This is a genomic window from Catenovulum agarivorans DS-2 (assembly GCF_000568405.1).
Lineage (GTDB): Bacteria > Pseudomonadota > Gammaproteobacteria > Enterobacterales > Alteromonadaceae > Catenovulum > Catenovulum agarivorans_A.
The window spans coordinates 121,741-133,377 of record NZ_ARZY01000004.1; the positions used below are offsets into that span (position 1 = coordinate 121,741).

The following is an 11,637-nucleotide window of genomic DNA, read 5'->3' on the forward strand; positions in this document are numbered from 1 at the left end:
GCGAATAAATTAGGCTGCGTCTTGGATTGATGTGTTTTTTCTAATTGAACTCAGTATACTGCGATAGATTAATACACAGGAATAGAAAGAATTAGATGGTAATCAAAGCGTTATTCATACCGGTTGCCTTAGTTGTCCTAAGTTACCTAGCACATGTCGAATATCTATTTCAATTTGGTGCTTGGAACCGAGCGTTGGAATGGCTGCCTCAGGTTAGCTTGTTGTTGGCGATTGGATTGGCAGCGCAATATAACCAAATTAGAGTGATCATTGCTTGTTTGCTTGGGTTGGCGATGTTACCGGAATTAGACTATTGGTTGGCCCATGTGCCAGTTGAAGGTCAGTTACTAAAAGTAACTAAATTGCTGACGATATCAACGGCTGTTATTTTGGCACTTTGTTTGCCCAATAAAAGTTTACGGCACTGGCTGGGGTGGTTAATCATGTTAGTGGGCATTAGTCCGCTGGTGATAAACTATTTTGGTTGGCAAGTGTTTCCGTCGCAGTTAGTCAAGTTATTGTCATTTCTAGTTGAAGCCAGATTGCCTGAACCTTTTTTCTCTTACCCGGTTTTGGCGGTCTGCTTGTTGGTAATTTTACTCAGCCTGCTTGCATGCTGGCGCTATAACCAAGCGCAAGAAGGCGTATTTATTTCTTTACTGTGTGCGGGCTGGTTATCTAGCCAATTGGTTGGCAATCAACAACTGGTTGCTTTGTGTTTTTTATCAGTTGCCATATGTGCCATTATCTTTGTCGCTCAATATGCATATAGGTTAGCGTATTATGATGAGTTAACTGGCCTGCCTTCGCGCAGAGCACTAAATCAATATGCATCTTCGCTCGGGCGCAATTATATCGTTGTCATGTCTGACGTCGATCACTTTAAAAAATTTAACGACACCTATGGCCACGATGTTGGTGATCAAGTTTTAAAATTAGTGGCTAGCCGACTGAACCAAGTTGGTCAAGGTGGCAGGGTATTTCGTTATGGCGGTGAAGAGTTTACCTTGGTATTTAAAGGTCACAAACAAACTAAAGTGGTTGCCGAGCTAGAGCGATTGCGTCAAAGTATTGCCGAATACGATATGGTTGTAAGAGATAAAACTCGCGCAAGTCAAAGCAAAAAAAATCGTAAAACGAGTGCGCAGTCGAGCAAACAAGTTGTTAATGTAACCATTAGTTTAGGTTATTGTGTCAGTAATAAATCGTATGGCAGTTTTGACGCTTGTTTAAAAATTGCGGATGAAGCGCTGTATCGAGCTAAAAAAGCCGGCAGAAACTGTGTGAGTGATTAAAAGGAAAAGCAATGACATCAAAATTAACCGATGAGTCGAATCCTTGGCTGGTGCATAGTAGCCAAGAAATTTATGCCAATGCATGGATTAGAGTTAGAGAAGACAAAGTGACTACGCCCGCCAATACACCTGGTATATATAGTGTGGTCGAGTTTCAAAATTTAGCAGTGGGTATTGTCCCTATTGATCAGCACGGTAACACTTGGTTGGTTGGCCAATGGCGTTATCCATTGGAGTCTTACAGTTGGGAAATTATTGAAGGCGGTTGTCCAAAAGGTGAGAAACCTGAAGATTGCGCATTGCGCGAATTAAAAGAAGAAGCCGGTTTAGTTGCTGACAAGTTACAGCCATTTATGGAATTGTCATTGTCGAATAGCTCAACGGATGACACTGCGGTTGTATATGTTGCGACTGGCCTTACCGAAGGGGAAGCCGAGCCAGAAGAAACAGAGCAACTACAGTTGACTAAAATGCCGTTATCGCAGGTGTACGAACTGGTATTGGCAGGAAAGATTCACGACGCCATTAGCGTCGCGGCTATATTGAAACTAAAAGCGCTGGGATATTTTTAGTTTCACTGGGTTATTGCTCTTGAGGGTAGCTTAGTTAGCTACCCTAGTGGCTATGCCTAGTAATCTTATCCAAATAGCCCATAGCAAATGCAGAAACGACAAAAGTCAGATGGATGATGACATACCAGAGCATTTTTTCGCTTTCGATGTTGTCCGCATTCATAAATACTTTTAATAAATGAATTGAAGAAATGGCGACAATAGACGCGGCAACTTTGTTTTTAAGAGTGCCAGAGTCCACTTTACCTAACCAACCGAGCTTCTCATTGCCTTCCTCAATATCAATTTTACTGACAAAGTTTTCATAGCCTGAAAACATCACCATGATCAGCAGCCCACCAACAAGCACCATATCGATTAGAGAAAGTGTGACCAATATTAAATCGGTCTCTTTGGTTGCAAAAATATGTGGCATTAGGTGAAACAGTTCTTGGAAAAACTTAATCGACAAGGCGACTAAAACCAAGCTTAACCCGAGGTAAATCGGTGCTAATAACCAACGTGTAGCATACAAAACTTTTTCCAACTGCTTTTCCAAAGCAAACTCCTTTGAGGGAATAAATTAATGGTCGGTATTATAGATCTAAATCAATATTAATAGCGATAATCAGCAGGAGATAAAAGCCATTTAGGTAAGGCAAGTTGGCACAGACATAGTGGTTCTATATCAAGCCAACTTAACGCAGCATAAATGGCTCTGATACTCGCAATTTATATTGATTTAGCTCTACTATGGGAAGAAGCTTCAGGAAGGGCTATTAATGTATAGGCACAAAAAAGCCGACTGATGTCGGCTTTTTACGGTATCAATTAGTTGACAGGTAAATTAAGCCGGTACAACGTTCTCAGCTTGAGGACCTTTTTGACCTTGAGTAACAGTCATAGTTACTTGTTGGCCTTCAGCCAAGGTTCTGCGTCCACCTGATGTTTGAATTGCACTGTAGTGAACAAATACGTCCTTGCCGCCTTCTTGCTCAATAAATCCAAAACCCTTTTCATCATTGAACCACTTTACTGTACCGATAACTTGATTTGACATTTTTTTCTCTTACAAAATAAAACTAAGTTGCCACAGGATCTGACAACCTTTCAGTTGCGAAAAACCGCAGAAATCATTGTAGCAGCTAAATTGATTAAATGTCGCTCAATATTTTAAGTTTTTATGAAAATTTTTTAACTTGCTTTTGGCTGTGGGGTAGTAAAGCTATTATTGAGCATAAAAACAGCGTTAATTCAGCTTATTGAGGCTGGTATTGGTACAAATGGTAACAAGATTGGCCAGCTGATTGACTCTTTAATAACTGCCAATTTTCTGGTGGGGTGAATGAGGTTAACTCTTTCTCATGTTCAACATAGATAAAAGCATTGGCTGCAAGCCAATTATTGTGACTCAGCAGCTCACAGCAAGGTGTTAATAAGTTTTTCCGAAAAGGTGGATCAATGAATATTAGGTCGTACTGTTGAGTTGCAGGATTGGCCAAATACTTTTGGCTATCTGTTGTAATAATTTGACATTGGACATCATTGGTCACATTTAATGAGGCCAAGTTTTGCTTAAGCTGGTTAGCTGCAGAGTTCGACAGCTCTAACATGGTTAGCTGATTTGCTCCTCTAGATAACGCTTCAAAAGCCAGTGCACCAGAGCCAGCGAAACAATCGAGTACGTTAGCACCTGCAACATCAAACATAATCCAGTTAAATAAGGTTTCTTTGACTCTGTCGGTTGTTGGACGCAAACCGTCTATATCCATCACGGGCAGCTTTTTTCCCTTGAACATACCAGAAATTATCCGTACAGCACCAGTATTCTTGCTTGCTTTACGATTTGCTTTATTTTGTCTGCGGGCTGGGCGTGATACCATTAGTGTCTAAATTTGATGGAAAAATGATATTTTACCCCAAAGCAGGGTGTTAGAGCCAGTTTCCGACATATTCAACGCGATTTTTTAAAGAGAAAGTTAGCCAAAATGAGTCAAAAAAAAGGTTTATTTGGATGGTTTGGGCGTAAATCCGAATCAAAAACAACAGAGCAAGCTCAGAAAACAAACGAGTCAAAGGCAGATATAACTCAGACGCAATCTGAAGACAATGCCGTTGCATCTGAGGTTGTTGAAAAAACGGCAAGTACAACACAGGTTCAAACTGAACAAAACAATGAGAGTGCACCACAGACAGAGCAAGCCATTGAGCAAGTTGTTGAGGTTGAGCCAGCGGCAAAAGTTGTATCAGAGCCTGAACCCGAGCCCCAAGTGCTAGCGCAGCCAGAACCACAGCAAAAACCGAAAAAGGGGCTGTTCGCGCGTTTAAAAGCAAGTTTAACCCGAACCAAAGCTTCGATTGGCAGTGGTTTATTTTCATTGTTCAAAGGGAAAAAAATTGACGATGAATTGTATGAGGATCTTGAAACTCAGTTGCTGATGGCCGACGTGGGAATAGAAACCACCATGAAGATTATCGACCAAGTAACGGAATCCGCTGAGAAAAAACAATTAAAAGAAGCAGAAAGCTTATATACAGTGGTTAAAGACCAAATGCAGTATATTTTGCAAGAAGTGGAACAACCGCTAGCATTTGATAAGGCCAAAGGCCCGTTTGTTATGTTGATGGTCGGAGTGAATGGAGTAGGTAAAACCACCACCATAGGGAAACTAGCTAAACAATACCAGCAGCAAGGCAAATCAGTTATGTTAGCCGCAGGTGATACTTTTAGGGCTGCAGCGGTTGAGCAATTGCAGGTTTGGGGACAGCGTAATGACATTGCGGTTGTTGCTCAGCACACTGGAGCCGACAGTGCGTCAGTAATTTTTGATGCCTATGAATCAGCTAAGTCGAAAAATGTTGATATTTTAATAGCTGACACTGCAGGGCGTTTGCAGAATAAATCGCACTTAATGGAAGAGTTGAAAAAGATAGTTCGTGTGATGAAAAAAATCGACCCTGAGGCGCCGCATGAAATCATGTTAGTTGTTGATGCAACCACAGGTCAGAATGCAATTAGCCAAGCTAAATTGTTTGGCGAAGCGGTTGGTTTAACGGGTATCAGCTTAACTAAATTAGATGGTACAGCAAAAGGCGGGGTGATATTTGCAATCGCAGATAAGTTTAAGGTGCCGATTCGGTACATTGGTGTTGGTGAAGGAATTGATGATCTTCGCCCATTTGCTGCAAATGATTTTATTGACGCGCTATTTGCTCAAGAAGAAAGTGAGCAAGCAGAATAACTAAAACATAACAGATTACAGAGGACTGTATGATTCGGTTTGAGCAAGTTTCAAAATCGTATTCAGGCGGGGTGCAAGCTTTACAAAAAATTAGCTTTCACATTCAGCCAGGCGAAATGGCTTTTTTGACAGGGCACTCGGGTGCAGGTAAAAGTACCTTGCTCAAACTGATATCGATAATGGAAAGGCCGTCGGCTGGTCATGTGTTTATTAATGGCCACGATTTAAGCAAAGTTAACCGAAAACAAATACCTTTTGTGCGCCGCGACATTGGTATGATTTTCCAAAATCATAGGTTACTGCGCGATAATACAATTTTTGACAATGTTGCATTGCCATTGGTGATTGAAGGGTATGGGTTAAAAGCAATTCGCAAACGTGTTGAAACCGCGTTAGACAAGGTTGGCTTGTTAGATAAAGCTCGGTACTACCCAAATATGTTGTCAGGTGGTGAACAGCAGCGAGTTGGCATCGCCAGAGCTGTGGTAAATACACCCCCAATACTCCTAGCAGATGAACCAACTGGTAATTTAGATCCTAAGTTATCGTTAGAAATTATGCGTTTATTCGAAGACTTTAATTCTGTCGGAACCAGTGTGTTAATCGCAACCCATGATTTAGGTTTGATAGCTCGTATGAAGTATCGAACCTTAACGCTAACTAGAGGCCGTATGGTGCAAGACGGATTGGAAGCCAGCGGCGCAAATGGAGTTGAATCATGAGTCTATTATTCAAACAGCGCGGTGCTGCAGGCGCGAATCAACGAAAATTAGGTTTGTTTGCTAAGGTTATCGCTTTTTTTGTTGGCAATATTCGCCATTGGCTCGCAGCATTAGGAGATATTTGGCGAGATCCTATCCCGTCTATTTTGACCGTGGCAGTATTGGGTGTCAGTCTAACCCTGCCTTCGATAATGTATGTAGTTGCTAAAAATGCTCAGAGCGTTGAACAACATTGGCAAAGTGCCGCTGAGATTTCATTGTTTTTGCACACAGATTTATCCGAAAAACAGCTGCAAACTTTCATTAAGCAGGTGGAGTTACACCCTAAAGTTGAAAAAGTTGTCTTTGTCAGCAATGAGCAGGCTCTGTCTGAATTTGAGCAATTATCTGGTTTTGGTGACGCTCTAAGTCTGCTAGATAGTAATCCTTTGCCTAATGTATTAATTGTCGTGCCTCTTGCTGACTATGCATTTGCTTCTCCAGCAGCAGATCTATTAACTGAATTTGAGCAAATGCGAGAAGTTGAATTTGGTAAGTTAGATATCGAGTGGCTACGGCGGCTTAATGCCGTTTTAAATCTAATTAAAGATACCATGGGCAGCTTAGGATTGTTGTTATGTATTTCTGTGGTGTTGATTGTCGGAAATACCATTCGTTTATCAATTATCAATCGCAAAGAAGAAATTGAAGTATTAAAACTGGTTGGTGCCACCGACGGGTTTATCCAGCGACCTTTTTTATTTACGGGCTTGTGGTATGGTTTTTTTGGTGGATTGATTGCTTGGTTGAGTATTGAGCTGATGCTGTATTATTTATCTGGCTCTATTGTCACCATTGCCGATTTATATCAATCTGATTTTAGGCTAGCAGGTTTATCCGTGTCAGAAATGATCAATTTGTTGCTGATGAGCATGGGGCTGGGTCTATCTGGTTCGTATTTGGTTGTACGCAAACAGATTTTATTAATAGAGCCTGATTCAAGTATTTAACCTGTGCTCAGGATAATGCCATAGACAAAAAAGGCGCTGGTTTAACCGCGCCTTTTTAGTGCCTGTTTTTGAATCAACAGATTAGAACAAATAGACAAAGGTAATGCTGGTTGTCGTATCAGTATTTTCTTTTGTTGCAGGTACTTCACTATTATGGGTGATAGTATAAGCGGCTTTCATACTTAAACTGCCCATCAAATTTGCTGAAATAGCTGACTCAGATTTAGTTTTAGTGTTTTTGCCACTTTCAAGCGCAGCTTCTGTGCTTAGCTTTTGGGTGAATTTTGCATTTGCACTAAATTTGTATTGATACTCTGCGGCTAAACGCAGCACTGCAGTTTCAGCTTTTTCACCTGAGTCCACTTTACTGAAGCTATAACCAGGACCGATGTTGTACTTAAAGTACGAAGTATCGTTACCAAACAGTTGATCAGAATAACCTGCAGCAATTGTGCTTTGGTAATCATAACCACTAAATTTGTCATCTTCATATGAAGCAAATACAAATAAAGCGGAATGTTCGTCATTTAATTTATAATCACCTTGGCCTGATAAAAAGTACTTTTGTGCCGTTGTTTCAGAAACTTTTGTATCGGCGACATTGTCCCCATCGGTGTCAATGTCTAGATCATCTTTTTTGTATAAAGCTTCTAACTGATATTGGTTACTCCAGTTTTCAAGCTCATGTTTATAGGCAACTTTACCTTTAAGTGAAGTGGTCTCTGTATTACCTGAAGTGACAATGATACCAAGCTCAAATTCACCTTCTGCGGGTGTTTGAGCAAATACATTGCTTGACGCTAAAACGCTTGTTATCGCTGCTAGTTGAAAAATGCGATTCATAAAAACTCCTAAACTTATGCGTTATCTTTGTGTAAATGTACATCCATTTGTGGGAAAGGTATTTCAATACCATTTTTGTCTAGTTCAAGCTTTATTGATTTGTTTAAATCAAAATAGACTGTCCAGTAGTCGGCAGTTTTTACCCATGCTCGAACATTAAAGTTAACTGAAGAGTCAGCTAATGCGCCAACGGCGACTAATTTATCAGGCTCTGGTAAAATAAGCTCATGTTTATCCAAAACGGATTTAAGTACTTCTTCAGTTTTTTGCAAGTCAGCTGCATAACTAACACCCACAACTAAGTCTAAGCGACGAGTTTCATGGCGAGAATAGTTAGTAATTGCGCCACCAGTGACTTGTGCGTTTGGTAAAACTACATATTTATTATCAGGGGTAGTTAGAATAGTCGAAAAAATTTGAATCTCTTTAACCACACCCGATACACCACCGGCTTCTACAAAATCACCTGCTTTAAAGGGTCTGAACACGGTAATGAGTATACCTGAAGCAAAATTAGACAATGAACCTTGTAGCGATAAACCAATCGCTAAGCCGGCAGCACCAAGAATTGCGACGAAGGTTGCAGTTTCAATACCAACTTGGCTAAGCGCTGCGATAATCACTGCTGCAAAAATTACCGCATTGACTAAGCTAGCAACAAAGCTTGCAACTGCTGTGTCGATACCGCGAGCTTGCAGCATTCTGTTGCTCAAAGAGCCAACATAGCGTGCTATCTTTCCACCGATCCAAAAAATTAATACGGCAGTGACAAAGTTGATAAGGTAATCATTGATTTGAGTTTGATTGTTATTGTACCAGTCTAAGACTTGTTCCATAACAGGCTCCTGTTTGAGTTAAAAATAATTGGGGTTGTGCCTTTGCTCACACTTTAAGGTATGGTTTAAGGTAATGGTTAAAGATTGTCCTTCCACGAGCGATGCAGTGTACAACGAGAGCATGATTATTGTATGACAGATTAATTATCAAACGTAAGTGATTTTTCTTTAATTCACTGTATGATATAAAAAGTAATGGAAAAGTGTCGACAAGTTCACAATTAGAATAAGAGAGCAAAGCCATGAGTATACCATACCATGTAGCCAACGATGAAGAGTTGCAAACTTTTATAAAACATTCTACTCGAAAGCGTTATCCAGCTAAGAGCACGATTATATGTGCAGGCGACAAACCCGAAACTTTGTCGTTGTTATTAGAAGGGTCAGTAGCTGTTAGTATTGAAAATGAAGAAGGACGTGAGTTAATACTTGCTTACTTAAACCCTGGTGAGTTCTATGGCGAAATGGGCTTGTTTGATGGTCAAGAACGCAGTGCAACAGTTAAAGCTCGTAGTGAGTGTGAAGTTGCAGAAATTACCTATGATAAATTTAAGGATTTGTGTAAATCACATCCGGAAATACTATTTCGGGTGTCAGGGCAGTTAGCATTACGTTTGCGTGACACGTCACGAAAAGTGGTCGACCTTGCCTTTTTAGATGTTACAGGGCGAGTTGCTGCGGCTTTGTTAGATTTGTGCAAACAGCCAGATGCGATGACGCATCCAGATGGTATGCAAATAAAAATTACTCGACAAGAATTAGGCCGAATTGTTGGTTGTTCGCGAGAAATGGTTGGCCGAGTGCTGAAAAACCTTGAAGAGCAAGGATTAATTGAAGCTCATGGTAAAACTATGGTGGTGTACGGAACTCGCTAAAACACTGATATTGTGATTGGGTTCATTGTTTTATGGCGTTTTTGTTTTTCAAAGCTGTATCACGGCTTTAATTGAATTACACTTAAGATAATTCAATATTTTTGACAAGGAATTAGAGTATGAAATCGTTTATTGCAGGTTTGTTGGTGAGCTTATCTGCCGTGAGTTTTAACGCGCAAGCGGATAATCAAGCATTTCAAAGTGGAATTATGCAAGCAACGGGCTTTGGAACTGTGGACATGAGCAAAGTCGCGAATAAGGTCCAAGCGCGATTTATGGCTAAACGAGCTGCTCAGGTCGATGCTCAACGGAATCTAGCGGAACAAATTAGGGGTATTCGTTTAACCGCAGGGACGACAGTTGAAGATTATGAAGTGACTTCTGATGTTATTGCCACTCGAGTTAAAGGAACTTTAGAAGGCGCATTTATAGTTGATTCAAAGCTTTCACAAGAAGATGGCACCTATGTTGCCGAAGTTACCGTTGGGGTTTGTATTAACGCCCAATCTACCCAATGTCGAAATAAACAAAATTTAAAACAAGCTTTGGTTGATGTGTTACCGAGTAAAACCGAAGCCGAACCAGCGCCTGCCTATGTGCCGCCTGCAGAAAATAAACCTCAACAAGTTCATTCGGCTTTCATCCTTGATGCAAGCGCTCAAGTTTATACTGCGGCTTTAGTGACCAGGGTATTTACCAACGACGGCAAGTTGGTTTTGTCTTCTAAAGATTTTGAGCAGCATCCAACTAAATCTTTGGTCTGGAGCCAAGACGCCAGCGAGTTTGATAGCTTTTTGCCAATGACAGTGAAAGTTGAACGTACCATTAATGGAAGTGATTTAGTGGTATCGAATGAGGATGCAGCTGCGATACTAGCCAATGTTGAGCGTCATTCAATGGATGGTATCTTAGTGATATTGTCAAAATAATTCACAACTTGCACTAAGTATAAATAACACATTGGGAGGTGAATGTGCACAGCGTACATAAAATCATTGGTATTGGGGCGCTCACTGTATACTTGATGTTACCCGTACATTTGCCGGCAAACGATGGTTTTGCTGATGCTGACGACGACTTCGCTGCAATAGACGCAATGTTAGACAAACAGTTTGCTGGCACCGATGTTATATTAGAGCGCAGATTTAATGCCGTCGAGCAAGCTGTTGAGCGTGCCCTTAAAGGTTTATCCAATAAGATTGAAGTAAATTGGGGCGCGCAAGAGCTTAAGTTGCCATCTGCGCATGAATGGGTCGATTATACGCCAGACATGCAAACGCGACGTATGATGGATTTTGAAGCTGGGCAACTTTCGATCGAAACTGTTATTCAACCAAACCAGTCGGTTTCAGAAGTTGTATTTAGGTTAAAACAAGCACTAACAACCGCTCGCACCGACACCACTACTCATTTACAAGACAAAGATCAACTCGGGCGAGCAATTCAACAAGAGTTAGCTAAACTACCAGATAGGCAAGCAGAGGCGAACAATCACAACCGCGCAAATGCCACTTTGCCGGCACAAACTGATAAGCCTGTATTAGATAATTTAGTCTCGAATGAGCAAATCGAACAAGTGTTACAAGAGCTAGAAAAGCTTGAGGCGCAAAACACGATAGATGACGAACAAATTAGTCAATCCACAGATGCAGTTGCTGAAACTCGCACTGTTCAGGTTGCACAACAACCTGCCAAAGTAATAAGAATCAACATTCCGTTTTTGTCTGGCTATCAAAATGAACTTATCCAACGCAATTTTAGCGTGATTAAACGCTATTCAGACAAATATAATGTGCCAGTTTCACTAGTTTTAGCCATTATCGAAACTGAATCTAGTTTTAATCCAAGAGCAACTTCGCCAGTACCCGCATTTGGATTGATGCAGTTGGTTCCTCGCACAGCCGGGATTGATGCATACAGGCATGTCTACGGTGAAAAGCGTGTCGTTGAACCTGAATATTTATATAACAGTGAACAGAATATCGAACTTGGTGTGGCCTATTTCGATTTATTAACAACCCGTTATCTACGCAAAGTTAAAGATCCACTCGCTCGTTTCTATTGTGCAGTCGCCTCATACAACACAGGGGTAGGCAATGTTGCAAAAACATTTACTAAAAATAGCAAAAATTTCAGCAAAGCAGCTAAAATTATTAATAAACAATCAGCAGAGCAAGTATATCAGTATCTTTCCGTTAACTTACCTGCACTAGAGACGCGACGCTATTTAGACAAGGTGACAAAAGCTAAAAAGCGTTATGCTAAATGGGATGAGGTATAGAGG

13 protein-coding genes are annotated in these 11,637 nt (G+C 40.8%); 8 read left to right on the forward strand and 5 right to left on the reverse strand.

Going from position 1 to position 11,637, the window contains the following annotated elements; genetic code table 11:
• The first annotated feature begins 95 nt into the window (after positions 1–95).
• Both DS2_RS03670 and DS2_RS03675 read left to right on the forward strand, forming a co-directional pair.
• The gene (locus tag DS2_RS03670; protein ID WP_051479593.1) at positions 96–1,295 is read left to right on the forward strand and encodes a GGDEF domain-containing protein; all 1,200 of its coding nucleotides are present in this window, start codon (positions 96–98) and stop codon (positions 1,293–1,295) included.
• A gap of 11 nt (positions 1,296–1,306) precedes the next feature.
• Positions 1,307–1,867, forward strand: coding sequence for an NUDIX domain-containing protein (locus DS2_RS03675; protein ID WP_035013285.1), 561 nt, complete (start codon positions 1,307–1,309; stop codon positions 1,865–1,867).
• Positions 1,868–1,910: 43 nt separating this feature from the next.
• On the opposite strand, the gene DS2_RS03680 is transcribed toward DS2_RS03675, so the two are convergent.
• From DS2_RS03680 to rsmD, 3 genes are all read right to left on the reverse strand, one after another.
• A complete protein-coding gene (locus DS2_RS03680) occupies positions 1,911–2,405 on the reverse strand; it encodes a TIGR00645 family protein (protein ID WP_035013286.1) in 495 nt (164 codons plus the stop codon).
• Between the two features lie 288 nt (positions 2,406–2,693).
• Positions 2,694–2,906, reverse strand: a complete 213-nt coding sequence (locus DS2_RS03685) for a cold-shock protein (protein ID WP_035013287.1) — start codon at positions 2,904–2,906, stop codon at positions 2,694–2,696.
• Positions 2,907–3,105: 199 nt separating this feature from the next.
• Positions 3,106–3,729, reverse strand: a complete 624-nt coding sequence (gene rsmD, locus DS2_RS03690; protein WP_035013288.1) for a 16S rRNA (guanine(966)-N(2))-methyltransferase RsmD — start codon at positions 3,727–3,729, stop codon at positions 3,106–3,108.
• 105 nt (positions 3,730–3,834) lie between these two features.
• On the opposite strand from rsmD, the gene ftsY reads away from it, so the two are divergent.
• The 3 genes from ftsY to ftsX are packed head-to-tail and all read left to right on the forward strand — an operon-like array spanning position 3,835 to position 6,799.
• Positions 3,835–5,088, forward strand: coding sequence for a signal recognition particle-docking protein FtsY (gene ftsY, locus DS2_RS03695; protein WP_035013289.1), 1,254 nt, complete (start codon positions 3,835–3,837; stop codon positions 5,086–5,088).
• 29 nt (positions 5,089–5,117) lie between these two features.
• Positions 5,118–5,810 carry a cell division ATP-binding protein FtsE gene (gene ftsE, locus DS2_RS03700; protein WP_035013290.1) on the forward strand — a complete coding sequence of 231 codons (693 nt, stop codon included), beginning with the start codon at positions 5,118–5,120 and terminating at the stop codon, positions 5,808–5,810.
• A complete protein-coding gene (gene ftsX / locus DS2_RS03705) occupies positions 5,807–6,799 on the forward strand; it encodes a permease-like cell division protein FtsX (protein ID WP_035013291.1) in 993 nt (330 codons plus the stop codon). The genes ftsE and ftsX overlap by 4 nt, the downstream gene beginning before the upstream one ends.
• A gap of 81 nt (positions 6,800–6,880) precedes the next feature.
• Here the strand turns inward: ftsX and DS2_RS03710 are convergent, their stop codons facing one another.
• Both DS2_RS03710 and DS2_RS03715 read right to left on the reverse strand, forming a co-directional pair.
• A complete protein-coding gene (locus tag DS2_RS03710) occupies positions 6,881–7,642 on the reverse strand; it encodes a DUF481 domain-containing protein (protein ID WP_035013292.1) in 762 nt (253 codons plus the stop codon).
• Between the two features lie 14 nt (positions 7,643–7,656).
• Positions 7,657–8,478 carry a mechanosensitive ion channel family protein gene (locus tag DS2_RS03715; protein WP_035013293.1) on the reverse strand — a complete coding sequence of 274 codons (822 nt, stop codon included), beginning with the start codon at positions 8,476–8,478 and terminating at the stop codon, positions 7,657–7,659.
• Positions 8,479–8,720: 242 nt separating this feature from the next.
• Here DS2_RS03715 and crp point away from each other — a divergent pair, with 242 nt between their 5' ends.
• The 3 genes from crp (at position 8,721) to DS2_RS19640 (ending at position 11,634) form a co-directional block, all read left to right on the forward strand.
• Positions 8,721–9,353: a cAMP-activated global transcriptional regulator CRP gene (gene crp / locus DS2_RS03720; RefSeq protein WP_035013294.1), complete on the forward strand. Its 633-nt coding sequence runs from the start codon at positions 8,721–8,723 to the stop codon at positions 9,351–9,353.
• A 119-nt stretch (positions 9,354–9,472) separates the two neighbouring features.
• Positions 9,473–10,282, forward strand: a complete 810-nt coding sequence (locus DS2_RS19635; protein WP_051479594.1) for an LPP20 family lipoprotein — start codon at positions 9,473–9,475, stop codon at positions 10,280–10,282.
• A 44-nt stretch (positions 10,283–10,326) separates the two neighbouring features.
• Entirely contained in the window at positions 10,327–11,634 is a 1,308-nt protein-coding gene (locus DS2_RS19640; RefSeq protein ID WP_051479595.1) for a murein transglycosylase domain-containing protein, read from the forward strand.
• Positions 11,635–11,637 lie beyond the last annotated feature (3 nt).

What these genes read in the sequence shown, in the direction of transcription:
- DS2_RS03670 (WP_051479593.1), top strand. Translation starts at nt 96, where the DNA reads ATGGTAATCAAAGCGTTATTCATACCGGTTGCCTTAGTTGTCCTAAGT.
- DS2_RS03675 (WP_035013285.1), top strand. Translation starts at nt 1,307, where the DNA reads ATGACATCAAAATTAACCGATGAGTCGAATCCTTGGCTGGTGCATAGT.
- DS2_RS03685 (WP_035013287.1), bottom strand. Translation starts at nt 2,906, where the DNA reads ATGTCAAATCAAGTTATCGGTACAGTAAAGTGGTTCAATGATGAAAAG.
- rsmD (WP_035013288.1), bottom strand. Translation starts at nt 3,729, where the DNA reads ATGGTATCACGCCCAGCCCGCAGACAAAATAAAGCAAATCGTAAAGCA.
- ftsY (WP_035013289.1), top strand. Translation starts at nt 3,835, where the DNA reads ATGAGTCAAAAAAAAGGTTTATTTGGATGGTTTGGGCGTAAATCCGAA.
- ftsE (WP_035013290.1), top strand. Translation starts at nt 5,118, where the DNA reads ATGATTCGGTTTGAGCAAGTTTCAAAATCGTATTCAGGCGGGGTGCAA.
- ftsX (WP_035013291.1), top strand. Translation starts at nt 5,807, where the DNA reads ATGAGTCTATTATTCAAACAGCGCGGTGCTGCAGGCGCGAATCAACGA.
- DS2_RS03710 (WP_035013292.1), bottom strand. Translation starts at nt 7,642, where the DNA reads ATGAATCGCATTTTTCAACTAGCAGCGATAACAAGCGTTTTAGCGTCA.
- DS2_RS03715 (WP_035013293.1), bottom strand. Translation starts at nt 8,478, where the DNA reads ATGGAACAAGTCTTAGACTGGTACAATAACAATCAAACTCAAATCAAT.
- crp (WP_035013294.1), top strand. Translation starts at nt 8,721, where the DNA reads ATGAGTATACCATACCATGTAGCCAACGATGAAGAGTTGCAAACTTTT.
- DS2_RS19635 (WP_051479594.1), top strand. Translation starts at nt 9,473, where the DNA reads ATGAAATCGTTTATTGCAGGTTTGTTGGTGAGCTTATCTGCCGTGAGT.